This window comes from Streptomyces sp. NPDC044063 (assembly GCF_056434285.1).
The window spans coordinates 180,800-204,502 of record NZ_JBWKFM010000013.1; the positions used below are offsets into that span (position 1 = coordinate 180,800).

At 71.7% G+C, this 23,703-nt stretch carries 22 protein-coding genes and 1 riboswitch; of the genes, 7 read left to right on the forward strand and 15 right to left on the reverse strand.

The features are described 5' to 3' along the window. Window positions 1–77: 77 nt before the first annotated feature. Window positions 78–1,430: an NYN domain-containing protein gene (locus tag AC07BS_RS18455; RefSeq protein ID WP_478933225.1), complete on the reverse strand. Its 1,353-nt coding sequence runs from the start codon at window positions 1,428–1,430 to the stop codon at window positions 78–80. A 164-nt stretch (window positions 1,431–1,594) separates the two neighbouring features. Between AC07BS_RS18455 and AC07BS_RS18460 the strand changes: the two genes are divergently transcribed. Together AC07BS_RS18460 and AC07BS_RS18465 are read left to right on the forward strand one after the other, a co-directional pair. Beyond that, the gene (locus tag AC07BS_RS18460) at window positions 1,595–2,329 is read left to right on the forward strand and encodes a rhomboid family intramembrane serine protease (RefSeq protein WP_478648078.1); all 735 of its coding nucleotides are present in this window, start codon (window positions 1,595–1,597) and stop codon (window positions 2,327–2,329) included. Beyond that, window positions 2,326–2,607, forward strand: coding sequence for an Lrp/AsnC family transcriptional regulator (locus tag AC07BS_RS18465; RefSeq protein WP_478648076.1), 282 nt, complete (start codon window positions 2,326–2,328; stop codon window positions 2,605–2,607). Before AC07BS_RS18460 ends, AC07BS_RS18465 begins: the two co-directional genes overlap by 4 nt. Before the next feature lie 7 nt (window positions 2,608–2,614). Here the strand turns inward: AC07BS_RS18465 and AC07BS_RS18470 are convergent, their stop codons facing one another. From AC07BS_RS18470 to ctaE, 6 genes are all read right to left on the reverse strand, one after another. Continuing rightward, window positions 2,615–3,994, reverse strand: a complete 1,380-nt coding sequence (locus AC07BS_RS18470; protein WP_478933195.1) for an aminotransferase class V-fold PLP-dependent enzyme — start codon at window positions 3,992–3,994, stop codon at window positions 2,615–2,617. A gap of 158 nt (window positions 3,995–4,152) precedes the next feature. Next, window positions 4,153–4,269, reverse strand: a riboswitch (SAM riboswitch). An 87-nt stretch (window positions 4,270–4,356) separates the two neighbouring features. Further along, on the reverse strand, window positions 4,357–5,421 hold the full coding sequence (gene trpD, locus AC07BS_RS18475; RefSeq protein WP_478648072.1) for an anthranilate phosphoribosyltransferase: 1,065 nt from the start codon (window positions 5,419–5,421) through the stop codon (window positions 4,357–4,359). 155 nt (window positions 5,422–5,576) lie between these two features. After that, entirely contained in the window at window positions 5,577–7,199 is a 1,623-nt protein-coding gene (gene qcrB, locus AC07BS_RS18480) for a cytochrome bc1 complex cytochrome b subunit (RefSeq protein WP_478648071.1), read from the reverse strand. Further along, window positions 7,196–8,251: a cytochrome bc1 complex Rieske iron-sulfur subunit gene (qcrA, locus tag AC07BS_RS18485; RefSeq protein WP_478648069.1), complete on the reverse strand. Its 1,056-nt coding sequence runs from the start codon at window positions 8,249–8,251 to the stop codon at window positions 7,196–7,198. The genes qcrB and qcrA overlap by 4 nt, the downstream gene beginning before the upstream one ends. Continuing rightward, window positions 8,248–9,057 (reverse strand): cytochrome bc1 complex diheme cytochrome c subunit, encoded by an 810-nt coding sequence (qcrC, locus tag AC07BS_RS18490; RefSeq protein ID WP_478648068.1) that lies wholly within the window; start codon window positions 9,055–9,057, stop codon window positions 8,248–8,250. The genes qcrA and qcrC overlap by 4 nt, the downstream gene beginning before the upstream one ends. 68 nt (window positions 9,058–9,125) lie before the next feature. Next, on the reverse strand, window positions 9,126–9,746 hold the full coding sequence (ctaE, locus tag AC07BS_RS18495; protein WP_478648066.1) for an aa3-type cytochrome oxidase subunit III: 621 nt from the start codon (window positions 9,744–9,746) through the stop codon (window positions 9,126–9,128). 215 nt (window positions 9,747–9,961) lie between these two features. Between ctaE and AC07BS_RS18500 the strand changes: the two genes are divergently transcribed. After that, window positions 9,962–10,363 carry a hypothetical protein gene (locus tag AC07BS_RS18500; protein WP_478648065.1) on the forward strand — a complete coding sequence of 134 codons (402 nt, stop codon included), beginning with the start codon at window positions 9,962–9,964 and terminating at the stop codon, window positions 10,361–10,363. 35 nt (window positions 10,364–10,398) lie between these two features. Here the strand turns inward: AC07BS_RS18500 and AC07BS_RS18505 are convergent, their stop codons facing one another. The 4 genes from AC07BS_RS18505 to ctaC form a co-directional block, all read right to left on the reverse strand. After that, window positions 10,399–11,643, reverse strand: coding sequence for a L,D-transpeptidase (locus AC07BS_RS18505; RefSeq protein ID WP_478933198.1), 1,245 nt, complete (start codon window positions 11,641–11,643; stop codon window positions 10,399–10,401). Between the two features lie 129 nt (window positions 11,644–11,772). Next, on the reverse strand, window positions 11,773–12,171 hold the full coding sequence (locus AC07BS_RS18510; RefSeq protein WP_086573983.1) for a cytochrome c oxidase subunit 4: 399 nt from the start codon (window positions 12,169–12,171) through the stop codon (window positions 11,773–11,775). After that, window positions 12,168–13,895, reverse strand: coding sequence for an aa3-type cytochrome oxidase subunit I (gene ctaD, locus AC07BS_RS18515; protein ID WP_478933200.1), 1,728 nt, complete (start codon window positions 13,893–13,895; stop codon window positions 12,168–12,170). The genes AC07BS_RS18510 and ctaD overlap by 4 nt, the downstream gene beginning before the upstream one ends. Beyond that, complete coding sequence (gene ctaC, locus AC07BS_RS18520) at window positions 13,892–14,863, reverse strand: aa3-type cytochrome oxidase subunit II (protein WP_478641122.1); 972 nt, start codon at window positions 14,861–14,863, stop codon at window positions 13,892–13,894. The genes ctaD and ctaC overlap by 4 nt, the downstream gene beginning before the upstream one ends. Window positions 14,864–15,167: 304 nt before the next feature. On the opposite strand from ctaC, the gene AC07BS_RS18525 reads away from it, so the two are divergent. Beyond that, window positions 15,168–16,565, forward strand: coding sequence for an aminotransferase class V-fold PLP-dependent enzyme (locus AC07BS_RS18525; protein ID WP_478641123.1), 1,398 nt, complete (start codon window positions 15,168–15,170; stop codon window positions 16,563–16,565). Between the two features lie 64 nt (window positions 16,566–16,629). Here the strand turns inward: AC07BS_RS18525 and AC07BS_RS18530 are convergent, their stop codons facing one another. Next, a complete protein-coding gene (locus tag AC07BS_RS18530) occupies window positions 16,630–17,604 on the reverse strand; it encodes a carbohydrate kinase family protein (protein ID WP_478641124.1) in 975 nt (324 codons plus the stop codon). 165 nt (window positions 17,605–17,769) lie between these two features. On the opposite strand from AC07BS_RS18530, the gene AC07BS_RS18535 reads away from it, so the two are divergent. Continuing rightward, a complete protein-coding gene (locus AC07BS_RS18535) occupies window positions 17,770–17,991 on the forward strand; it encodes a hypothetical protein (RefSeq protein ID WP_478641125.1) in 222 nt (73 codons plus the stop codon). 117 nt (window positions 17,992–18,108) lie between these two features. Further along, on the forward strand, window positions 18,109–19,665 hold the full coding sequence (locus tag AC07BS_RS18540) for a hypothetical protein (protein ID WP_478933203.1): 1,557 nt from the start codon (window positions 18,109–18,111) through the stop codon (window positions 19,663–19,665). Window positions 19,666–19,729: 64 nt separating this feature from the next. Here AC07BS_RS18540 and erpA read toward each other — a convergent pair whose 3' ends face one another. Next, window positions 19,730–20,086 (reverse strand): iron-sulfur cluster insertion protein ErpA, encoded by a 357-nt coding sequence (gene erpA, locus AC07BS_RS18545; RefSeq protein WP_004946545.1) that lies wholly within the window; start codon window positions 20,084–20,086, stop codon window positions 19,730–19,732. A 239-nt stretch (window positions 20,087–20,325) separates the two neighbouring features. On the opposite strand from erpA, the gene nadA reads away from it, so the two are divergent. Beyond that, a complete protein-coding gene (nadA, locus tag AC07BS_RS18550; RefSeq protein ID WP_478933206.1) occupies window positions 20,326–21,513 on the forward strand; it encodes a quinolinate synthase NadA in 1,188 nt (395 codons plus the stop codon). Between the two features lie 93 nt (window positions 21,514–21,606). On the opposite strand, the gene AC07BS_RS18555 is transcribed toward nadA, so the two are convergent. Both AC07BS_RS18555 and AC07BS_RS18560 read right to left on the reverse strand, forming a co-directional pair. Then, window positions 21,607–22,293 carry a response regulator gene (locus AC07BS_RS18555; RefSeq protein ID WP_478641129.1) on the reverse strand — a complete coding sequence of 229 codons (687 nt, stop codon included), beginning with the start codon at window positions 22,291–22,293 and terminating at the stop codon, window positions 21,607–21,609. Further along, the gene (locus AC07BS_RS18560) at window positions 22,286–23,584 is read right to left on the reverse strand and encodes a sensor histidine kinase (protein WP_478933208.1); all 1,299 of its coding nucleotides are present in this window, start codon (window positions 23,582–23,584) and stop codon (window positions 22,286–22,288) included. The genes AC07BS_RS18555 and AC07BS_RS18560 overlap by 8 nt, the downstream gene beginning before the upstream one ends. Window positions 23,585–23,703 lie beyond the last annotated feature (119 nt).

Below are 23,703 nucleotides of genomic sequence, written 5' to 3' on the forward strand. Positions count from 1 at the left end.
TCACCGGCGGGGCGCACGGTCAGCGGCCGGCGGCGTGATTCACCCGTACGGGCGGTGTGACGTGACCCGTCCGGGGCTCAGGTGCGGGCGAGGCGTTTCAGCAGCAGGGCCGACGCCACGGGCCGGGCCCCCACCTTGGCGACGCCGTCCGCGACCTCGCGGTCGGTGGAGACCACCACGACCGGGCGGCCCGGCGGCTCGGCCCGCACCAGCTGGCGGATCAGCTCATCGGCGGTCACCCCGGGCTTGCTGAAGAGCACCCGCACCCCGCGCGGCGGGGCGAGCAGCACCGGCGCCGCGAGCTCGGCGCCGTCGAAGACGCAGGTGACCTCGGCGCCGGTCTGGGCGGCCAGCATCGCCAGGCCGCCGAGCAGGCGCAGCCGCTGCTTGTCGAGCGGCATCGTGGGGTAGCCGGTCTTGGTGACGTTGTAGCCGTCGACGACCAGATGCGCCTGAGGCAGCGCCAGCAGCTGGTCGAGCAGCGCCGGATCGGTCTCCGACAGGGCGCGGGTGGCGATGTCCCGGGGTGTCATGGTGCCCGGCTGCACCGCGTCGACGGTGTCGGCCGGGTGGATGGTGGCGGGCGGCAGCGCCAGTTCGCGGCGCAGGCCCTGGGCGGCGTCCAGCACCGTGTCGAGCAGCAGCCGCAGCCGCATGTCCTCGACGCTGCGCCCCTCGCGCACGGCCCGGCGGCCGGCCTCCAGCGCGGCCTCGGCCTCCGCGAGGCGGGCCTTGACGCGGCGCAGCTCGCCGGCGGCCGCGGCCTTCTCGGCGGTGGCCTCCGCGCGCGCGGACTCCAGCTCGGCCCGCGCCCCGCGCAGCGCCGCCTCGCCGCGGCGGACGTCGCTGATCGCGCTGCGCAGCTTGCGCTGAAGCGATTCGGCCTCCTTGCGGGAGGCCTCGAGTTCGGCGCGGACGCGCTCGGTCTCCGTGCGGGCCTCGTCCCGGGCCTGGGCCAGCGTCTCGCGCAGCCGGCGCAGTTCGCGCTGGGCCTCCTCGCCCGCCCGTTCGGCGGTGGCCCGCTGGGCCTCCTCGCCGGCGGCGGTGACCAGCTTGACCCAGCCGGCGGGGCGCAGCACGAAGGCCATGGCGGCCACGTCCTCCGGGTCGGCCGCGGCGGGCGGCGAGCCGGCGTCGAGCGCCTCGGCCAGCTCCGAGCCGCTCTCGCGCAGCCGGGCGGAGATCCGCTGCCGGAAGGCGGGGTCGCTCTCGACGGCGGCGGCCATGGCGTTCCCGGCGAACTTGGCCCGCCGGGTGGGGGTGAAGCGGGCGTACTGCCTGAGCTGGGCGGGGAGTTCCGCGACGGTCAGCCCGCCGAAGGCCTCGGCGACCAGGCCGATGACGCGCCGCCTGATCCCCTCGGGCAGGGGCCGGTCGAGCACCTCGCTGACGCCGTCGTCGGCCCCGCCGGCGTCACCGGCCGCCTCCACGCCGTCCGTGTGCTCCACCACCGCTTCATCGCTCCCGTTCTTCGGATACCCACGCCCGGTCCACCCTACGGCCTGCCGGTCGCCGACCGCCGGGCCCCGGGGGGCGGGGGACGGACCGGCGAGGCACTCTGTGCCGGTTGCGCCCGGTACGACATGATCTCGCCATGATCAGATTGGCTGGAGCCCTGCGCCGGCCGGGCGCCCCCTGGGTGACCTGGACGCTTCTGGCCGGGTGCGGCCTGGTCTTCCTCGCCGGGCCGGCGTCCGGCCTGAATCCGGCCCATGGCACCGGGCCGGGACTGCTGTCCGCCCAGACGGCCTATTTCGAACGCTGGGGTGTGGTCCCGAACCAGCTGTGGCAGGGCTCGCCCTCGGCTCTGTGCACACTGCTGACCGCGCTGTTCGTGCACGGCAACTGGCTGCATCTGCTGGGCAACATGCTCTTCCTCTTCGTCTTCGGCGCCATGACCGAGGCCCGCATGGGCCGCACCGACTTCGCGCTGTGCTACCTGCTGACCGGCGCCCTGGCCCTGTTCGGCTACGCGGCCGTGCACGCCGGCTCCGGGCGCACCCTCGTGGGGGCGTCCGGCGCCGTCTCCGGGGTCCTGGGCGCGTTCCTCCATCTCTTCCCCAGAGCCCGGGTCACCAGCCTCTTCCCGTTCCTCTTCTTCGTGCCGCTGCGCTTTCCGGCCTGGGCCGTCCTGTTGTTCTGGTTCGGGTTGCAGTGGCTGGCGACGGGCACCGACGCCGGGTCGCCCGGGGTCGCCCATCTGGCCCACGTCCTGGGCTTCTGCCTGGGGTTCGGCTACGCCTGGGTCTGCCGGACGCGTGCGACTACTGTGTCTTCCCGGGGGACACCCCCCGGACCCCCGGCCGGAACAGGAGAAGAACCGACGTGATCACCTCGATCGTGCTCATCAGGACCGACGTGGACCGCATCCCCGAGGTCGCCGAGAAGATCGCCTCGCTGGAGGGCGTCAGCGAGGTCTACTCCGTCACCGGCGCCCACAATCTGATCGCCATGGTGCGGGTGGCCCGGCACGACGACCTCGCGGACGTCATCCCGGGCCGGATCAGCAAGATCCCCGGCGTGGCCTCGACGGAGACCCACATCGCCTTCCGCACCTACTCCCAGCACGACCTGGAGGCCGCCTTCGCGATCGGCCTCGACAGCTGACGGAGCGTCAGGCCGCCGCCTCCGTACGGGCGTCCGGGACGCAGCGGCCGCCCTCCGTGCGGTAGAGCCAGCGCGCCCCGTGCGCCACCAGCTCCCGCACGGCCCCGGTGAACCGCTCGACGTGCTCGTCGGGCGTCCCGGCCCCGAAGCTCACGCGGATCGCGTTGAGCGGCCGGTCCCCGTCCGCCTCCCCGCAGGCGCCGGGCTCGTCCCGCTCGCCGCCCAGCAGCGTCCGGACCAGCGGATGGGCGCAGAAAAGGCCGTCGCGCACCCCGATGCCGTACTCGGCGGACAGGGCCGCCGCGAAGTGCGAGCTGTTCCAGCCCTCCACGACGAAGGAGAGCACGCCCACCCGCGGGGCGTCGTCGCCGAACAGCGACAGCACCCGTACCCCGGGCACCGCGGCCAGCCCCGCGCGCACCCGGGCGAGGAGCTCCCGCTCGCGCTCCACCAGCCGCTCGAAGCCCGCCTCCTGGAGCGCCCGGCAGGCGGAGGCGATGGCGTAGGCGCCGATGACGTTGGGCGACCCGGCCTCGTGCCGGGCCTCGGTCCCGTGCCACTCGACCGCCACCGCGCCGTCCGTCCCGCGCACCACGGAACGGCTGGCGCCGCCGCCCGCCAGGTACGGCTCGGCGTCCCGCAGCCAGTCCGCGCGGCCGGCCAGCACCCCGGAGCCGAACGGCGCGTAGAGCTTGTGCCCGGAGAAGGCGACCCAGTCGACGTCCAGCGCGGCCACGTCCACCGGGTGATGGGGAGCCAGCTGCGCCGCGTCCAGCACGATCCGCGCGCCGTGCGCGTGCGCGGCCGCCGCCAGCTCCCGGACCGGCCACAGCTCACCGGTCACATTGGAGGCACCCGTCACACAGACCAGCGCCGGGCCGTACGGCTCACGGTCGGCGAGCGCCCGCTCCAGCGCCTCGACCGCCTCGCCGGGCGAGCGCGGGGCGCCCAGGACGGTCACGGCCACCTCCGGGCGGCGCGTCCAGGGCAGCAGGGCCGCGTGGTGCTCGGTCTCGAAGACGAACACCCGGCAGCCGGCGGGCAGCACGGCCGCCAGCAGGTTGAGCGAGTCGGTGGTGGACCGGGTGAACAGCACCTGGTCGTCCGGCCGGCAGCCCAGGAAGCCGGCCACCGCGGCCCGGCTGTTCTCGAAGAGGTCGGTGGACAGCTGCGAGAGGTACCCGGCGCCCCGGTGGACGCTGCCGTAGTAGGGCGCGTAGGCGGCGACGTCGTCCCAGACCCGCTGCAACGCCGGGGCGCTGGCGGCGTAGTCGAGGGCGGCGTACGGCACGTCGCCGCCGGTGACGAGCGGGACCCGGACGTCCCGGCCCAGCACGGGCAGCGGTTCGGCGGTGGCGGGCAGGACGGCGGCAGGGCATGCTGACATGGCGAATTCTCCCGGCGGGGATGAGAGGAGGAGGAGACGCGCGCGCCCACCGGCGGACGGGGGCGGCACGGACGTACCGGAGAAGGGGCCGCTGCGGCCCTATCGCATTCGCTGCGTCATGGAAGGAACTCCCTCGGCAACCAGGATCCCTGGCGAGGGATCCGCGCTTGCCGCAGACCTCACTGCCTGCGGCCCGGTCATCACCCGGGGCACCCCGCCACGGAAGGAGGGTTGCCGGACAGCAGGCCGGGGCCGAAGCGCTGTCACTCGTGACCTGCCCAGCATCATGCCACACGATCTTCCACGCGCAAGGGCGCGGTCCGCATCGCGGACCGCGCCCCCGTCACATCCCCCGGAGTCGCTCAGGCGTTGCTGGCCGAGACCCAGCGCTCGAGCACCCGCCGGGCCGCGCCGGAGTCGATCGACTCGGCCGCCCGCGCCAGCTGCGCGCGGATCTGCTCCGCCAGCGGGGCGTCCGCCGGCGACAGCGCGACCAGCGCGGCCGCCGAGTTGAGCAGCACCGCGTCGCGCACCGGCCCGGTCTCCCCCGCGAGCAGCCGCCGGGCGACATCGGCGTTGTACGAGGCGTCGGCGCCCCGCAGGGCCTCCACCGGCACCAGGTCGATCCCCACCTCCCGGGGGTCGAAGGCCTCCTCGCGCACGGCGCCGTCGCGCACGACCCACACCCTCGACGTGGCGGTGGTGGTCAGCTCGTCCAGGCCGTCGTCGCCGCGGAAGACCAGCGCGGACGAGCCGCGCTCGGCGAGCACCCCGGCCAGGATCGGCGCCATCCGCGCGTCCGCGACGCCCGTGGCCTGCGCCCGTACCCGCGCCGGGTTGGTCAGCGGGCCCAGGACGTTGAACGTGGTGCGGATGCCCAGCTCCCGGCGGGCTGGGGCGACATGGCGCAGCGCCGGGTGGAACTTCACGGCGAAGCAGAAGGTGATGCCGGCCTCCTCGGCCACCTCCACCACCCGCTTCGGGGTGAGGTCCAGATTGACCCCCAGCTTCTCCAGCACGTCGGAGGCGCCGCTGGCGGACGAGGCGGCGCGGTTGCCGTGCTTGACCACCTTCGCGCCGGTGCCGGCCACCACGATCGAGGACATGGTGGAGATGTTGACGGTCCGGGCGTTGTCGCCGCCGGTGCCCACGATGTCCACGCTGGGGCCCGGCACCTCGATGAGGTTGGCGTGCGCGTACATCGTGCGGACCAGGCCGGCGATCTCGGCGACCGTCTCGCCCTTGGCGCGCAGCGCCACCGCGAACCCGGCGATCTGGGCGTCGGTGGCCTCGCCGCGCATGATGCGGTCCATGGCCCAGGCGGTCTCGTCGGCGGTCAGGTCCACCCGGTTCAGCAGGGCCTCCAGGACGCCCGGCCAGGACGTGGCCACCGAGCGCTCGCCGCCTGCCGGGGTCGCAACGTTCATGGTCCACACTCCTGGTGGTCGGTCGCCGGTGGACCCGCTGTGCCGGGCCCACTGCTTGTTCCGGTCAAGCCTATCCAGGTCCCGGGACGGCGAAGAGCCCCGTCCGGGAGAGGACGGGGCTCTTGCCGTGGCGATCAGTGATCAGCGGGCGGGGATCAGTGGTGGCCGTGGCCGCTGGTGATCTCCTGGTACTCCTCCGCGGTGGCCTTGGGGATCTGCTTCCCCTCGCCGTAGAAGCCCTGGGAGAGCTTCACGCGGAGCTTCTGGGACGCCGTCACCTTGCGGGCGACGCCGTTCTCGTCCACCTCGGGCTCCAGCTCCAGCGGGCGCGGCTGCTCGTGCGCGGTGAGCGTGTGCAGCTGCTCCTGCGAGAGCGGCTCGTGGACCTCGACGAACTCACCGTGCGGCAGGCGCTTGATGATGCCGGACTCGCGTCCGTGCAGCACCTTGTCCTTGTCGCGGCGCTGGAGGCCCATGCAGATCCGGCGCGTGGCGATGAAGGCGAGCACCGGGCCGACGAAGAAGCCGATCCGGACGAACCAGGTGATGGCGTTGATCGACAGGTGGAAGTGGGTGGCCCACAGGTCGTTTCCACCACCGACCATCATCACCATGTAGGCGGTCAGCCAGGCGACGCCGAACGCGGTGCGCGTCGGGGCGTTGCGCGGGCGGTCCAGCAGGTGGTGCTCCTGCTTGTCGCCGGTGACCCAGGACTCGATGAACGGGTAGACCGCGATGGCCGCGAGGACCAGCGGGAAGATCATCATCGGGATGAACACGCCCAGGACGAACGTGTGGCCCGCGACGTTGATCTCCCAGCCCGGCATCACTCGGATGAGGCCTTCGGCGAAGCCCATGTACCAGTCGGGCTGCGCACCGGTGGACACCTGGTCCGGACGGTACGGGCCGATGGCCCAGATCGGGTTGATCGTCGCGATGGCCGCGATGGCCGCGATCACACCGAAGACCAGGAAGAAGAAGCCTCCGGCCTTGGCCATGTAGACCGGCAGCAGCGGCATGCCGACCACGTTCTTGTTCGTCCGGCCGGGGCCGGGGAACTGCGTGTGCTTGTGGTAGAAGACCAGGATCAGGTGCGCCACCAGCAGGCCGAGCATGATGCCCGGCAGCAGCAGGACGTGGATCGAGAAGAACCGCGGCACGAAGTCCGAGCCGGGGAACTCGCCGCCGAAGAGGAACATCGAGATGTACGTGCCCACGATGGGGAACGACAGGATCGCGCCCTCCATGAAGCGGACACCGGTGCCCGAGAGCAGGTCGTCCGGCAGCGAGTAACCGGTGAAGCCGGTGAACATGCCGAGGACGAACAGCAGGAAGCCGAACAGCCAGTTGATCTCACGCGGCTTGCGGAACGCGCCCGTGAAGAAGACGCGCATCATGTGCACGAACATGCCGGCGAGGAAGATCAGCGCCGCCCAGTGGTGGATCTGCCGGATGAGCAGACCGCCACGGACGTCGAAGCTGATGTCCACGGTCGACTTGAACGCCTCGGACATGTGCATGCCCTGCATGGGCACGTACGAGCCGTGGTAGACGACCTCGTTCATGCTGGGGTGGAAGAACAGCGTCAGATACACACCCGTGAGGATGATGATCACGAAGCTGTAGAGGCAGACCTCGCCCAGCATGAAGGACCAGTGGTCCGGGAAGATCTTCCGCATGTTGACCTTGGCCAGGCTGTAGATGCCCAGCCGGCCGTCGGCCCAGTCGGCGACCCGCTCACCCGCGGGCGCCTTGCGGCGATTGTCGTTGTTGCTCATCCGCGCTCCCAGAAGGCAGGACCGACGGGCTCGGCGAAGTCGCCCATGGCCTCGAGGTAGCCCTTGTCATTGACCTTGATCCGCAGCTGCGGAAGGGCATGACCGGCCGGGCCGAAGATGACTCGACCGCCGTCGGAGAGGTCGAAGGTCGACTGGTGGCACGGGCACAGCACGTGGTGGGTCTGCTGCTCGTAGAGGCTGATCGGGCAGCCGACGTGCGTGCAGATCTTGGAGAACGCGACGATGCCGTCCGCCGACCAGTCGAGCTCGCGCTTGTCCTTGATGTTCTCCGGCTGCAGCCGGATGATCATCAGGGCCGCCTTGGCGATCTCCTGCTGGAAGTCGTGGTCCTCCTCCTTCATGCCCTCGGGCATGGCGAAGGTGAGGGAGCCGACCGCGATGTCCTCGGGACGCAGCGGCTGCATCGTGTTCTGGTTGATGAGCATCTTGCCCTCGGACCAGGCGGTCTTGCGGAGCTTGGTGCCCGGCAGCGGACCGAGGTCGCGCAGCAGGACCACGCCGGAGAGCGGCACCAGGGCCAGCGCGCCGAACATGGTGTTGCGCAGCAGCTTGCGGCGGCCGAACGTCGACTCCTCCGCACCGGCGGCGAAGTCGGCCATGACCTTGGCCTTGACCTCGGGCGAGGCCTCGATCGGGTGACGCTCGTCCGCGTGCTCGACGTCGGACATCAGGGTGCGGGCCCAGTGGACCGCGCCCGCGCCGATGCAGAACAGCGCCACGCCGAGGGTGAGCCCCAGCGAGAAGTTCAGAGCGCTGATGTGACCGATCGGGAAGACGTAGATGCTCTTGTCGACCGGCAGGGTCACGTACGAGGCGATGAAGCCCACCGTGGCCAGCATGGACAGCAGGAACAGGAACGCGACCACGCGCTCGGAGCGCTTGGCGGCCTGCTCGTCGATGTCCTGGATACGGGGCTCGTGCGGCGGGATCCCCGGGTCGGCGAACGGGTCGCCGGAGGTCGCTGCAACACCCTTGTGCGCGTCGCCCTGCGTGCTCGGCAGGGTCTCTTCTGGAATGTCTTGGCTACTCATGACTTCTTGGCCTTGGCGGTGTGGGCGGCGACCCAGATGGCGACGGCGACCAGCGCGCCCAGACCGAAGATCCACGCGAACAGACCCTCACTGACCGGGCCCAGCCCGCCCAGCTCGAGGCCGCCCGGGCTCTTGGTCTTGTCGCTGTTGACCGTGTCGAGGTACGCGATGATGTCCTTCTTGTTCTTCTCCGACATCGTGGTGTCGGGGAAGGAAGGCATGTTCTGCGGGCCCGTCTGCATGGCCTCGTAGATGTGCTTCGGGTCGACGCCCTCGAGCGACGGGGCGTACTTGCCGTTCGAGAGCGCGCCACCCTTGCCGACGAAGTTGTGGCACTGGGCGCAGTTCGTACGGAAGAGCTCCCCGCCCTTGGCGATGTCGGCGCCCTCGGGGCTGTACTGGTTCTTGGTCGGGGCCGCGGGGCCCGCGCCCAGGGAAGCGATGTACGCGGCGAGCTGGTCGATCTCGGCCTGCGAGTAGATGGCCTTCTTGCGGGGCGCCTGGGCGCCCTGCTGCTGCAGCGGCATACGGCCGGTGGCGACCTGGAAGTCGACCGCCGCGGCGCCCACGCCGACCAGGCTCGGGCCGTCGGTGGTGCCCTGACCGCCGGTTCCGTGGCAGCTTGCGCAGCCCACGGAGTACAGCTTCTTGCCCTCCTCGATGGCGAGGGACTGGGCGGTGTCGTCGGCCTTGGCCGACTCGGCCGGCGCGAACGCGGCGTACAGCCCCCCGGTGACCGCCAGCGCGAAGAGTAGGACGACGACCGCCGCCAGCGGATGGCGTCGTCGTGCGGAGAGCTTTTTCACGGATTACCCCGGTGTCAGGATCTTCTGCGTCGATCTGGACTGATTGGTCCGGTGCGGGACGGGACCGATTACTTGATCAAGTAGATCGTGGCGAAGAGGCCGATCCACACCACGTCGACGAAGTGCCAGTAGTAGGACACGACGATGGCCGCTGTGGCCTGGTGGTGGGTGAACCTCTTGGCCGCGTACGTCCTGCCCAGGACCAGCAGGAAGGCGATGAGACCGCCCGTCACGTGCAGGCCGTGGAAGCCGGTCGTCAGGTAGAACACCGAACCGTACGGGTCGGAGGAGAGGGAGAGACCCTCCTCCTTGACCAGATCGGTGTATTCGAAGACCTGGCCGCCGATGAAGATGGCACCCATCACGAAGGTGATCACGAACCACATGCGCAGCTTCTTCACGTCACCGCGCTCGGCGGCGAAGACGCCGAGCTGGCAGGTGAGCGAGGAGAGCACCAGGATCGTGGTGTTGGTGGCCGAGAACGGAAGGTTCAGCGCGGACGCCATTTCCTTCCAGTGCTCGGCACCGGTCACCGATCGCAGGGTGAAGTACATCGCGAAGAGGGCCGCGAAGAACATCAGCTCGGAACTCAGCCAGATGATGGTTCCGACGCTGGTGAGGTTCGGTCGATTGACCGACGGGTGTGCGTGCCCGGTATCTGTTGCTGTTGCTGTCGCCACGACCGACATTATGTCGGTCGCTTATCTCGCGCTCACTCCGGGGGGTGCCGTTCGGTGTGTCAAGACGGTATGCCCAGCTCGTACGGCCCAGTGGGGCGGTCCCCCGAAGGGGGGAAGGGCGCCCTCCGCCGCCTCCCCGGGCCCGTCGGACCCTCCTCGTGGACCATGCTCGCGGAGTAGCATCCGCGCACGACGGCCCACCTGCCCACGAGCATGGAGGAACGATGCAGCCGACCGCCACGGTACTGGTCTACAGCGACGACGCGACCACGCGGGAGCAGGTGCGGCTGGCCGCCGGACGCCGCCCGGCCCCTGACGTACCGGAAGTGCGGTACGTGGAGTGCGCGACGCTGCCCGCCGTTCTGCGGGCCCTGGAGGAGCACCCGGTGGACGTGTGCGTCCTGGACGGCGAGACGGCGCCCGCGGGCGGCATGGGGGTGTGCCGGCAGCTGAAGGACGAGGTGTTCCGCTGCCCGCCGGTGCTGTTGCTCATCGGCCGTCCGCAGGACGCCTGGCTGGCCACCTGGAGCCGGGCGGACGCGGCCGTCACCCATCCGCTGGACCCGGTGGCCTTCTCCGAGGCGCTGGCCGGGCTGCTGCGCGAGCGGCTTGGCGCGGACGCCTGACGGACCGGCGGGCCGCCGGGGACCCGCCGGGAGCGTCAGAGCCGGGGGCGCAGCCGGGCCACGTCGGCCGGGCTCGTGCCCTCCCGCTTGCCGGCCACCAGGGCGCTGCCCTCGCGCCATTGCTTCCAGGGCATGTTCCAGTCGCCGAAGCCGTTGTCGAACGGCGTCATGGTGGCGCCGGCGCTGCCGACGACCTTGACGATGTCACCCACCCGGACGTTGTCGAAGAACCATTTGGCGTTGGCGGTGCTCATGCCCGTGCACCCGTGGCTGACGTTGTCCATGCCCTGGGACCCCTCGGACCAGGGGGCGGCGTGGACGTATTCGCCGCTCCACGTCACCCGGGTGGCCCAGTAGACCGGCAGGTCGTAGGAGTCCTCGCTGCCCTCGGCGATGCCGATGCTGGTGCCGCGCATCCGTACGAAGGATTCCCGGCCCAGGATCACCTTGACCCCGTTGCGGGTGGCGTAGCCGGGCTTTCCGGTGGTCACCGGGATGGTGCGCAGGGTCTCCCCGTTGCGGGTGAAGGTCATGTAGTGGCCCGCGGCGTCGGTGACGGCCTCCACGCGGTCGCCGGTGGTCAGGCGGACCGGCTTGGAGGGGCCGCCGTAGAGGCCGCCGCCGACCTTGATGCCGTCGAGTCCGGCGCGTACGTCGATGGTGGCGTGCGCGGGCCAGTAGTCGGGCGGGCGGTAGTGCAGGGTGCGGTTGTCGACCCAGTGCCAGGCGCCCTGGACGCGGGGCTCGGACTCGACCTTGAGGGTGCGTTCGACGATGGCGCGCGCGGCCGGGTCCTGGACCGGCTCGCTGAGCTCGGCGGTGATGGGCTGTCCGACCCCGTAGGTGCCGTTCTGCGGGCCGAAGGCGACCCTCAGCAGCCGGTCGGCCGGATTGGTGTCGAAGCCGATCGTCCGGCGCCCCTGGGCGCCGTCCTCGTCCTCCGTGCTGACCCGCACGGTGTAGTGGGCGCCGGCGGCCAGCGCGCCGGTGCTGTGCCAGTGCCTGCCGTCGGCCGACAGCTCGCCCTTGACGTAGCGTCCGGCCGCGTCGGTGGCGGTGACGTCGATGATGCGGTCGCCGCCGTCGGCCGCGACCTCCAGGGGCTTGCTCGGGTCCGCCTTGCGGCCGTCCTGGGCTCCGGCGACGCGTACCCCGGCCGCGTCGTAGGGGGGATCGGCCAGCGGGTTGGACGAGCCGCCGCACGCGGAGGCCCCCAGGACCAGGGAGACCAGCAGCAGGGCGCCGGCGGGCACCATACGGCTTCGAGGTGAGTGACCCATGGTCACACCGTAGGAACGATCGGCTCCCACGGCTCCCGGTGGGCCTCCGAACGGGTGGAGTTCCCGGCGGGAACGCGCCGGGCCCCGCACACCGGTGGTGTGCGGGGCCCGGACGGGGTGCGGGGGAACCTACTGGTTCTGGTTCTCGCCGCGGTAGAACTCGAACACCCAGCCGAAGAGGCCGACCAGGATGACCGGGGCGGAGAAGTACATCAGCCACCAGCCGAAGCAGATGCTCATGAAGGCGAGCGCGCCACCGACGGCCAGGGACAGCGGCTGCCAGCTGTGCGGGGCGAAGAAGCCCAGCTCACCGGCGTCGTCGGCGACGTCCGCGTTCTTGTCGTCCTGAGCACCGGCGTCCACCCGGCGTGCGGTGAACGCCAGGTAGTAGCCGACCATGACGCACAGGCCGAAGGCCATGAAGAGGGCGGTCGTACCGGCCGCCTCCTTCGCCCACATGCCGTAGACGATCGCCATGGCGAGGATGAAGACGGAGAGCCAGATGAACATCCGGCCTTGGATCTTCACTTGCCGGCCTCCTTGCCACCCGCGAGGGCCTTGTCAGCGGCGAGGTTCTCCTCGATCTCCAGCGCCGCGATCTCCGGGTGGTGGAGGTCGAACGCCGGGGATTCGCTGCGGATGCGCGGCAGCGTGAGGAAGTTGTGGCGGGGCGGCGGGCAGGACGTCGCCCACTCCAGGGAGCGGCCGTAACCCCACGGGTCGTCGACCTCGACCTTCTTGCCGTACTTGGCGGTCTTCCAGACGTTGTAGAAGAACGGCAGGATCGACAGGCCCAGCAGGAACGAGCTGATGGTCGAGATGGTGTTCAGCGTGGTGAAACCGTCGGCGGCGAGGTAGTCCGCGTAACGACGCGGCATGCCCTCGGCACCCAGCCAGTGCTGCACCAGGAACGTGCCGTGGAAGCCCACGAACAGCGTCCAGAAGGTGATCTTGCCCAGACGCTCGTCCAGCATCTTGCCCGTGAACTTCGGCCACCAGAAGTGGAAGCCGGAGAACATCGCGAACACCACGGTGCCGAAGATGACGTAGTGGAAGTGCGCGACCACGAAGTACGAGTCGGAGACGTGGAAGTCCATCGGCGGCGAGGCCAGGATGACGCCGGTCAGACCACCGAAGGTGAAGGTGATCAGGAAGCCGACGGCCCAGAGCATCGGGGTCTCGAAGGACAGCGAGCCCTTCCACATGGTGCCGATCCAGTTGAAGAACTTCACACCGGTCGGGACCGCGATCAGGAAGGTCATGAAGGAGAAGAACGGCAGCAGCACACCACCGGTGACATACATGTGGTGCGCCCACACCGTCACCGACAGACCCGCGATCGAGATCGTCGCCGCGATCAGGCCCCAGTAACCGAACATCGGCTTCCGGGAGAACACCGGAATGACCTCGGAGATGATGCCGAAGAACGGCAGGGCGATGATGTACACCTCGGGGTGACCGAAGAACCAGAAGAGGTGCTGCCACAGCAACGCGCCGCCATTGGCCGCGTCGAAGACATGGGCACCGAACTTACGGTCCGCCTCCAGCGCGAACAGCGCCGCGGCCAGCACCGGGAAGGCCAGCAGGACCAGCACACCGGTCAGCAGCACGTTCCAGGTGAAGATCGGCATACGGAACATCGTCATGCCCGGAGCGCGCATGCAGATGATCGTGGTGATGAAGTTGACCGAACCGAGGATCGTGCCGAAGCCGGAGAAGGCCAGACCCATGATCCACATGTCGGCGCCGACACCCGGCGAGCGGACCGCGTCCGACAGCGGGGAGTAGGCGAACCAACCGAAGTCGGCCGCACCCTGCGGGGTGAGGAAGCCGGCCACCGCGATGAGCGAGCCGAAGAGGTAGAGCCAGTAGGCGAACATGTTCAGCCGCGGGAACGCCACGTCGGGCGCGCCGATCTGCAGCGGCATGATCCAGTTCGCGAATCCGGCGAACAGCGGCGTCGCGAACATCAGCAGCATGATCGTGCCGTGCATCGTGAACGCCTGGTTGAACTGCTCGTTCGACATGATCTGCGTGCCGGGACGGGCCAGCTCGGCGCGCATGAGGAGCGCCATCAGGCCGCCGATGCAGAAGAACGCGAACGACGTGACCAGGTACAGCGTGCCGATGGTCTTGTGGTCAGTGGTGGTGAGCCACTTGATCACCTGACTGCCGGGCTGCTTCTGGCGTACGGGTGGTGCTGCCGTGGCTGTTGCGGCGGCGGCACCCTGGGGTTCGTTGAGGATGCTCACTTGTTCTTGGTCTCCGCGTTCTTCGCGTGATCCGTCATCGCGATACCCGCCGGCTGGTAACCGGTCTGGCCCTTGGCCGCCAGCTCCTTCAGGTGCGCCCGGTACCGCTCAGGAGAGACGATCTTGACGTTGAAGAGCATCCGCGAGTGGTCCTGACCGCAGAGCTCGGCGCACTTGCCCAGGTACGTGCCCTCCTTGTTCGGAGTCACGGTGAAGCTGTTGGTGTGCCCCGGGATGACGTCCTGCTTCATCAGGAACGGCACCACCCAGAAGGAGTGGATGACGTCCCGCGAAGTGAGGACGAACTGGACCGTCTCACCCTTGGGCAGCCACAGGGTCGGGCCCGGGTTGTTGGTCTGCGGGTTGCGGTCACCGGGGACGCCGACCTCGTAGACGCCCTCGGCGCCCTGCGGTGCCTTGTTGAGGAACCGGTCCGGGATCGCGTCGAGCTCCTTGTTCTCACGGAGCGGCTTCGCCGGAGTGGCGGTGTTGCCGTCGACGTTCTCCATGTAGTTGAACGCCCAGCTCCACTGGAAGCCCACCACGTTGATGACGTGCTGCGGCTTCTCCGGGTTGGTCAGAAGCTTGTTCTCATCGCGCGCGGTGAAATAGAAGAGCACCGAGACGATGATGATGGGGACCACGGTGTACAGCGCCTCGATGGGCATGTTGTACCGGGTCTGGGTGGGGATCTCCACCTTGGACTTGCTGCGCCGGTGGAAGATGACGCTCCACAGGATCAGGCCCCACACCAGTACGCCCGTGGCGAGCGCTGCCGCCCACGAGCCCTGCCACAAGGAGAGGATCCGCGGCGCCTCTTCCGTGACGGGCGTTGGCATGCCGAGGCGGGGGAAGTCCTTCGATGTGCAACCGGTGGCGGTCGCCAGGACAGCGCCCGCGGCCAGCGCCTGCAGCAGCTTCCGCCGCACCGGGCGCCGCGACGAGCGGTCGGAGCCGTTGGGACTCACGTAGCGCCTTCCCGAGAGTCTCGCCCGTGCGGCCGGCTGCGGCCGTCTCGCTGGTCGGTCGCCGGCCCGCTGCGGGCAGGGGTTTGGATGTTTATGCGGACCAAACCCTACTGGACGCTATTTGGGGCCGCGCGGGGAGGGTGCCCAACGCGCCGGGTCACTCCCCGAACCGGTGGAATCTCGGGCTCCGGGGGCCATCTGGAGGACCGTCAGCGCACCTCGGAGAGGTCCCGCCCGGACGCGCGCCGGAGCCCTCGAAGGCCGGGCCGGACGGCCCCCGGCCAGGGGGGGTTAGCGTTCCTGTGTGCCCTACTTCGACGCGGCCTCCGCCGCCCCCCTGCACCCTGTCGCCCGCCAGGCGCTGCTGGCCGCCCTCGACGACGGCTGGGCCGACCCCGCCCGCCTCCACCGGGAGGGCCGCCGGGCCCGGATGCTGCTGGACGCCGCCCGCGAGGCCACCGCCGACGCGGTCGGCTGCCGCCCCGACGAGCTCGCGTTCACCCCTTCGGGGACACGCGCGCTGCACGACGGGATTGCCGGGGCACTCGCCGGCCGCCGCCGGACGGGCCGCCATCTGGTCGTCTCCGCCGTCGAGCACTCCGCCGTCCTCCACGCGGCCGACACGCTGCGCGCGGCGGGCGGCACCGTCACCGAGGTGGCGGTGGACCGCACGGGCCGCGTGGACCCCGCGGCGTACGCGGCCGCGCTGCGCCCGGACACCGCCCTCGCCGCGCTGCAGTCCGCCAACCACGAGGTCGGCACCGTGCAGCCGGTCGCCGCGACGGCCGAGGTCTGCCGGGCGGCCGGGGTGCCGCTGCTGGTCGACGCCGCGCAGTCGCTCGGCTGGGGCCCGGTGGAGCCGGGCTGGTCGCTGCTGGCGGCCAGCGCCCACAAGTGGGGCGGCCCCCCGGGCGTGGGCCTGCTGGCCGTGCGCAAGGGCGTCCGGTTCGCCGCCCAGGGCCCGGCGGACGAACGGGAGTCGGGCCGCGCCCCCGGCTTCCCCGACCTGCCCGCCATCGTGGCGGCCGCGGCCTCGCTGCGGGCGGTGCGCGCGGAGGCGGCGGCCGAGGACGCCCGGCTGCGCGCCCTGGTGGAACGGCTGCGCGCCCGGGTGCCCGAGCTCGTCCCGGACGTGGAGGTGACCGGCGACCCCGTACGGCGCCTGCCGCACCTGCTCACCTTCTCCTGTCTCTACGTGGACGGCGAGACGCTGCTGCACGCGCTGGACCGCGAGGGCTTCTCGGTCTCCTCGGGCTCGTCGTGCACGTCCAGCACCCTGCTGCCGAGCCATGTGCTCCAGGCGATGGGGGTGCTCTCGGAGGGCAATGTGCGGGTGTCCCTGCCGGTGGGCACCTCCGCCGAGGACGTCGAGGCGTTCCTCGGGGTGCTGCCGCGGGTGGTCGCCTCGGTGCGCGAGCAGCTGGGCGCCCCGGCGGCCTCCGCCGCGGCGCCGGCCGCCCCGGAGGACCGGGGGGAGCTGGTGGTCGACTCGCTCGGCAAGCGGTGCCCGATCCCGGTGATCGACCTGGCGAAGGTCATCGGCGACGTCCCGGTGGGCGGGCTGGTCACCGTCCTGTCCGACGACGAGGCGGCGCGCCTGGACATCCCGGCGTGGTGCGGGATGCGGGGCCAGGAGTACGTCGGGGAGCGGCCGGCCGAGGGCGGGACGGGGACCGCCTACACGGTGCGGCGTCTCGCCTGAGGCGGGGAGAACGCGGAAGGGGGCCGGGCGTGCGGCCCGGCCCCCTTCCTCAGGAGATGGGGTGTCAGGCCAGGTGGGCCTGGACCTCGGCGGCGGCCTCCTGGCCGTACGCCTTGGTGAAGCGCTCCATGAAGTGGCCGCGGCGCAGCTCGTACTCCTGGGTGCCCAGGGTCTCGATGACGAGGGTCGCCAGCATGCAGCCCAGCTGCGCGGCGCGCTCCAGCGACAGCTCCCAGGTCACGCCGGCCAGGAAGCCCGCGCGGAAGGCGTCGCCCACGCCGGTCGGGTCGATCTTGGCCTCCTCCTCGGCGCAGCCCACCTCGATGTCCGGCCGCCCCGCGCGCTCGATGCGCACGCCGCGGGCGCCCAGGGTGGTGACGCGGGTGCCGACCTTGGCGAGGATCTCCTCGCCGGTCCAGCCGGTCTTGGACTCGATGAGCGCCTTCTCGTACTCGTTGGTGAAGAGGTACGTGGCGCCGTCGATCAGCACCCGGATGTCGTCGCCGTCCATGCGGGCGAGCTGCTGGGAGGGGTCGGCGGCGAACGGGATCCCGCGGGAGCGGCACTCCTCGGTGTGGCGGATCATCGCCTCGGGGTCGTCCGCCCCGATGAGGACCAGGTCCAGGCCGCCGACGCGGTCGGCGACCGGCTGGAGCTCGATCTGGCGGGCCTCGCTCATGGCGCCGGTGTAGAAGGACGCGATCTGGTTGTGATCGGTGTCCGTGGTGCACACGAAGCGCGCGGTGTGGAGGACCTCGGAGATGTGCACCGAGGCGGTGTCGACGCCGTGGCGGTCCAGCCAGGCGCGGTAGTCCGCGAAGTCGGCGCCGGCGGCACCGACGAGGATCGGACGGAGGCCCAGCAGACCCATGCCGAAGCAGATGTTGGGGCCCACGCCACCGCGGCGGACGTCGAGCTCGTCCACCAGGAAGGAGAGGGAGACCGTGTGCAGCTGGTCGGCCACGAGCTGATCGGCGAAGCGGCCGGGAAAGGTCATCAGGTGGTCAGTGGCGATGGAGCCGGTGACAGCGATACGCACGAGGGGTCTGCTCCTGGTGGCGAGATGACGGGGACAACGATCGAGAGCCACACCACGCTACCGGTTCCGCCGCCGTACACCAGGTCCGGTTCTCGCCGGTCAGTGGGCAAATCTACCTAATAGTAGCTCTTTCGAGGCCCGGCCCCGGGTGCGTACGGTGCGGGTATGCCGAAGACTGTGAAGGACGTCACTCCCGCCGTCGAACCGGAGTCACTGGCCGAGCTGCGCGGGTGCTGCGCGCGGATGGCGCCGCACTGGACCGGTTCCGCGGCACCCGCGAAGGCCCCGGCGGACACCGTGAGAACGCCCCTGTCGCTGATCCACGGGGTCTCGGTGCCCGCCCGGTCGGCCCGGCTGCTGGACGCGATGTCGGACTACGGCGACTGACGGCACCGCACCGGACGACACACTGGAACCGCTCGCTCCTGCGCTCCGTCCAAGCGGCGTCCCCTTCCCGGGGGATGCGGCAGTACTCAGTTCTGAGCGGAACGAAGGAGCGATGCGGTGACCACCGAGGGCAGCATGCCGGGCGAGGGCCCCGGCAATCGGCGGCGGAGGCACACGCCGCTGGCGGTGGCGTCGGTGGCGGCGGTGCTGCTGGCCGGGGGCGGTGCGGCGTACTGGGCGTCGACCGCGGCCGGGGGCGACGGCGGGGGCGCTCCGGCCGCACCCGGTGGGAGCGGCTCCCCCGCGCCCCTGGCGCTGGACGGCTGGACAAGCGGGACGGCCGCGCGCGGCGGCCCCTCCCAGGGCATCGCGGTGGGCGAGCCGGACCCCCACGGCGTGCGCTACCGGGCGGCGGGCACGCTGCCCGACGGCCCCCGCACGGCGCCCGTCCACCTGGCGGAGCGCGAGGTGTCCGGCGCCGAGGTGGCGGTCCTGGCCAAGGCCCTGGACGTCAGCGGCACCCCGCGCCTGGTCAAGGACACCTGGACGGTGGGCGGCGGGCCCGACGCGGCCGGCCCCACGCTCCAGGTGAGCCGGCAGGGGCCGGGCGACTGGGCATACTCGCGCTACGGCGTGCCGGGCGGCACCGACTGCGCCCACCCCCGGGGCGACGCGCCCGCGGCCGGGCCGGGCGGGGGCTCGCCCCTGGACTCCCCCGCCCCGTCCTGCCCGTCCTTCCGGGACGGCGCGGCGAGCGGCGGGCCCACGGAGCCGGGTTCCGGCCCGGTGTCGGAGGAGAAGGCCAGGAGCGTGGCCGCCCCGGTGTTCAAGGCGCTGGGCCAGGACAAGGCGAAGATCGACGCCCGCGGGCTGTACGGCGCCGTGCGGACGGTCGACGCCGACCCCGTGGTGAACGCGGTGCCCACCCACGGCTGGCGGACCACGCTGCGGATCGGGTCGGACGGGCAGGTGGTCGGCGGCAGCGGGCAGCTCCAGACGCCGCGGAAGGGCGCGGTCTACCCGCTGCTCACCGCGCGGCAGGCGCTGGACGAGCTGAACCGCGGGGCGGGCACCGGCCGGGTGGTCGTCGGGGGCTGCGCGACGGCGGTGCCGTTCCGGGACGGCGGCGACGGACCGTGCGAGGGCAAGCGGGATGGGCGCGAGCCGGTGACGGTGACGGGCGCGGTCTTCGGGCTGTCGGCGCAGTCGGTGGCCGGGCGGCCGGCGCTGGTGCCGTCGTGGCTGTTCACGGCGCGGATGCCGGGCGCGGGCGACAAGGACGAGCCGGTCACGATCGCGCAGCCGGCCATCGACCCGAAGTTCATCGCGAAGGGCGGAGCGCCGGCGCCGGGCGGGAGTAGCGGCGAGCCGTCGGCCACGGCACCGGCGGCGTCCGGGCCCGTCCGCGTGGACTCGTACACCGTGGCGGACGACGGCCGGAAGCTGACGCTGACCTTCTGGGGCGGGGTCTGCAACTCCTACGCGGCCACCGCCGAGCAGTCCGCCGCGGCGGTGACGGTCAAGGTGACCGGCACGGAGAAGCAGCCGGGCCGGCCCTGCGTGATGATCGCCAAGCGGATGGACGTCACGGTGACGCTGGACGAGCCGCTGGGCGACCGCAAGGTCGTGGACGTCAGCAACGGCGAGACCGTGCGGGAGCGGCAGGAGAAGTAGACCCGCCGTACGACGCCGGAAGGGCGGCACCCCGTGGGGTGCCGCCCTTCCGGCGTGTGGTGCTTTAGCTGAAGGAGTCGCCGCAGGCGCAGGAGCCGGTGGCGTTGGGGTTGTCGATCGTGAAGCCCTGCTTCTCGATGGTGTCGACGAAGTCGATGGAGGCACCGCCCAGGTACGGGGCGCTCATGCGGTCGGTGACGACCTTGACGCCGTCGAAGTCCTTGACGACATCGCCGTCGAGCGAGCGCTCGTCGAAGAAGAGCTGGTAGCGCAGGCCGGAGCAGCCACCGGGCTGGACGGCGACGCGCAGGGCCAGGTCGTCACGGCCCTCCTGCTCCAGCAGGCTCTTGACCTTGGCGGCCGCGGCGTCGGACAGGAGGATGCCGTCGCTCACCGTGGTCTTCTCGTCCTGAACGGACATCTGCTTCACTCCCGGGTCTCGGTGCGGACTGCTTGCACTGGTGGCAGCAACCGCCGGCGTCCCGGATTCATTCCGGGCCTGGACTCTGACTTCCGCTTTTCATGCTCGCACACCGTTCGCCGGATCGGGAATGTGTCACATCGACGCGATCATCATCGTCAAACTGACGCGAAGAGGTTATGATAGATAGCGTCAAATTGACGACAAGGCCGGATCGGCCGTCCCGCAGAACAGAAAGGGTGCGTGTCGTGACCACCGCCCAGCCCTTGGATGTCCAGCCCACCCCCCTCGCCCTCCTGCTGCTCGGACGCGAGTCCGACCCCCGGAGCGAGCGTGGCGTGGAGTGCCCCGGCGACCTGCCGGCGCCGTCCGACCCGGATCTGGTGGAGCGTGCGCGCGCGGCCAAGGAGAAGCTCGGGGACAAGGTCTTCGTCCTCGGTCACCACTACCAGCGCGACGAGGTCATCCAGTTCGCGGACGTCACCGGTGACTCCTTCAAGCTGGCCCGTGACGCCGCGGCCCGCCCGGACGCCGAGTACATCGTCTTCTGCGGTGTGCACTTCATGGCCGAGTCCGCGGACATCCTCACCACCGACGCCCAGCAGGTCGTCCTGCCGGACCTGGCCGCCGGCTGCTCGATGGCCGACATGGCCACCGCCGAGCAGGTCGCCGAGTGCTGGGACGTGCTGACCGAGGCCGGTATAGCCGAGGTGACCGTCCCGGTCTCCTACATGAACTCGTCGGCCGACATCAAGGCCTTCACCGGCAAGCACGGCGGCACCATCTGCACCTCCTCCAACGCCGAGCGCGCCCTGAACTGGGCCTTCGAGCAGGGCGAGAAGGTCCTCTTCCTGCCGGACCAGCACCTGGGCCGCAACACCGCCGTCCGCGACATGGGCATGTCGCTGGAGGACTGCGTCGTCTACAACCCCCACAAGCCGAACGGCGGTCTGACCGCCGAGGAGCTGCGCGCCGCGAAGATGATCCTGTGGCGCGGGCACTGCTCGGTGCACGGCCGCTTCTCGCTGGAGTCCGTCCGCGACGTCCGCGAGCGCATCCCGGGCGTGAACGTCCTGGTGCACCCCGAGTGCCGGCACGAGGTCGTCGCCGCGGCCGACTACGTGGGCTCGACGGAGTACATCATCAAGGCCCTGGAGGCCGCCCCGGCCGGCTCCAAGTGGGCCATCGGCACCGAGCTCAACCTGGTGCGGCGTCTGGCGAACCGATTCGCCGCGGAGGACAAGGAGATCGTCTTCCTCGACAAGACGGTCTGCTTCTGCTCGACCATGAACCGCATCGACCTGCCGCACCTGGTCTGGGCGCTGGAGTCGCTGGCCGCCGGCAAGGTCGTCAACCGCATCGAGGTCGACCCCGAGGTCGCGAGCTTCTCCAAGCTGGCGCTGGAGCGGATGCTCGCCCTCCCGTAACCCCGGGCCCACCGGTCCACCCGGCGCCGGCCGGCCGCCCATCGCGGCCCGGCCGGCGCCGGCGCGTTGTCCGCGGCCGATGCCTGTCCGCCCTCAGTCCGTGCGCGGCCGCACCAGGCCCGACTCGTAAGCGATCACCACCAGCTGCGCCCGGTCCCGGGCCCCCAGCTTCGCCATCGCGCGGTTCACATGGGTCTTCACCGTCAGCGGGCTCACCGTCAGCCGCTCGCCGATCTGGTCGTTGGACAGCCCGCCCGCCACGTGCACCAGCACCTCCCGCTCCCGGCCCGTGAGCGCGTCGAGCCGTACGGCGCCCGTGCCGGACGGCCGGTCGGCCGGGTCCCCCTGGGACAGGAACCTGGCGATCAGGCCCTTGGTCGCGGCCGGCGACAGCAGCGCCTCGCCCGCGGCCGTGACCCGGATCGCGGCCAGCAGCTCGCCCGGCTCCGCGCCCTTGCCCAGGAAGCCCGAGGCGCCCGCCCGCAGCGACTGCACCACGTACTCGTCGACCTCGAACGTCGTCAGCATCAGCACCCGCACGTCCGTCAGCGCCGGGTCCGCGCAGATCTCCCGGGTCGCCGCCAGGCCGTCCGTCCCCGGCATCCGGATGTCCATCAGCACCACGTCGGGTACGTGCCGCCGGGCCTGCGCGACCGCCTCGGCCCCGTCCGCGGCCTCCCCCACCACCCGCATGTCCGGCTCCGAGTCCACCAGCACCCGGAAAGCGCTCCGCAGCAGGGCCTGGTCGTCGGCCAGCAGGACCGTGATCGGCTCAGTCATGCGTCAACCCTAGGGGTGACCGGTCACCCGCACGGGCCTGAAGCGGCAGCACCGCCCGTACCCGGAAGCCGGGACCGTCCCCGCGCGGGCCCGCCTCGCAGGTCCCGCCCAGCGCGGTGGCCCGCTCGCGCATGCCGATCAGACCGTGCCCGCCGCCGGCCGGGCCGCTCCCGGCGGCGTCCGACGACGGCCGGTCGCCGCCGTCGTCCAGGACGGTCAGGGCCAGGGTGTCGGCGCCGCGCAGCAGGGCGACCTCGGCACGGGCGCCGCTCCCGGCGTGCTTGTGGACGTTGGTGAGCGCCTCCTGGAGCACCCGGTAGGCGGTCAGGTCGACCGCCCCGGGCAGCGGCCCGACGACGGTCGCCGCCTCGGCGGCGCGGTCGGCGGCCCCCGGCCCGTCCGGCAGGGTCGACGCCGCGCGCACCTCCACCCGCAGCCCGACCCGGGCGAAGCCGTCGAGGAGCTGGTCGAGGACGCCGAGGCCGGGCGCCGGCTCGGTGGGGGCCTCGGGGTCGCCGTACTGGCGCAGCAGGCCCACGGTCGCGCGCAGCTCCTCCAGGGCCGAGCGGCCGGCCTCGCGGACGTGCGCGAGGGCCTGTTTGGCCTGCTCGGGGCGGCTGTCCATGATGTGCGAGGCGACCCCGGCCTGGACGTTGACCAGGGCGATGTGGTGGGCGACGACGTCGTGCAGCTCGCGGGCGATGCGCAGCCGCTCCTCGGCGACGCGGCGCCGGGCCTCCTCCTCACGGGTCCGCTCGGCGCGCACGGCCCGTTCCTCGATGGCGGCGACGAAGGCCCGCCGGCTGCGTACGGCGTCCCCGGCGGCGCCGGCCATCCCGGTCCAGGCGAAGAGGGCGACGTTCTCCTGGGCGTACCAGGGCGGCGGCCCGAAGAGCATCACGACGACGGTGAGGACGGCGACGGTCACGGCGGCGATGCGCCAGGCGGTGGGGCGCTCGGTGCGGGAGGCGACCGTGTAGAGGGCGACCGCGGTGGCGCTGGCGACCTGGGTGCGCGGGGGGCCGCCGTCGTGGGTGAGGACCGTGGCGGCGACGGTCAGCACGGCGGTCAGGGCCAGCACGGCGCGCGGCGCCCGGCGGCGCGCCACCAGGGAGGCGCAGGCCACCACCGCGAGCACGGCGAAGAGGGGGCCGGGCGGGTGGCGGGCGGTCCGCGGGCCCAGATAGGCGCCGGTCAGCGCGAGGGCGAGCACCAGGACGGCCAGCAGGCTGTCGGCGGCCAGGGGGTGGGAGCGCAGCCAGCGGTACGGGCGGGCGGCGAGGGAGGTCATCGCGGTCCCCATCGTGGGCGGGCCGGCGGCGGGCGGGTGCTGCGACCGCGCCCCGGCCGGGGTCGGCGGGGCGCGGCGGAGTGCGGAGCGATGCGGTGCGGGGCGATGCGGGGTGATGC

Bases quoted from the DNA above. Each gene is read 5' to 3' on its own strand.
- AC07BS_RS18460 (WP_478648078.1), top strand. From the start codon at position 1,595: ATGATCAGATTGGCTGGAGCCCTGCGCCGGCCGGGCGCCCCCTGGGTG.
- AC07BS_RS18470 (WP_478933195.1), bottom strand. From the start codon at position 3,994: ATGTCAGCATGCCCTGCCGCCGTCCTGCCCGCCACCGCCGAACCGCTG.
- trpD (WP_478648072.1), bottom strand. From the start codon at position 5,421: ATGAACGTTGCGACCCCGGCAGGCGGCGAGCGCTCGGTGGCCACGTCC.
- qcrB (WP_478648071.1), bottom strand. From the start codon at position 7,199: ATGAGCAACAACGACAATCGCCGCAAGGCGCCCGCGGGTGAGCGGGTC.
- qcrA (WP_478648069.1), bottom strand. From the start codon at position 8,251: ATGAGTAGCCAAGACATTCCAGAAGAGACCCTGCCGAGCACGCAGGGC.
- ctaE (WP_478648066.1), bottom strand. From the start codon at position 9,746: ATGTCGGTCGTGGCGACAGCAACAGCAACAGATACCGGGCACGCACAC.
- AC07BS_RS18500 (WP_478648065.1), top strand. From the start codon at position 9,962: ATGCAGCCGACCGCCACGGTACTGGTCTACAGCGACGACGCGACCACG.
- AC07BS_RS18505 (WP_478933198.1), bottom strand. From the start codon at position 11,643: ATGGGTCACTCACCTCGAAGCCGTATGGTGCCCGCCGGCGCCCTGCTG.
- AC07BS_RS18535 (WP_478641125.1), top strand. From the start codon at position 17,770: ATGCCGAAGACTGTGAAGGACGTCACTCCCGCCGTCGAACCGGAGTCA.
- erpA (WP_004946545.1), bottom strand. From the start codon at position 20,086: ATGTCCGTTCAGGACGAGAAGACCACGGTGAGCGACGGCATCCTCCTG.
- AC07BS_RS18555 (WP_478641129.1), bottom strand. From the start codon at position 22,293: ATGACTGAGCCGATCACGGTCCTGCTGGCCGACGACCAGGCCCTGCTG.
- AC07BS_RS18560 (WP_478933208.1), bottom strand. From the start codon at position 23,584: ATGACCTCCCTCGCCGCCCGCCCGTACCGCTGGCTGCGCTCCCACCCC.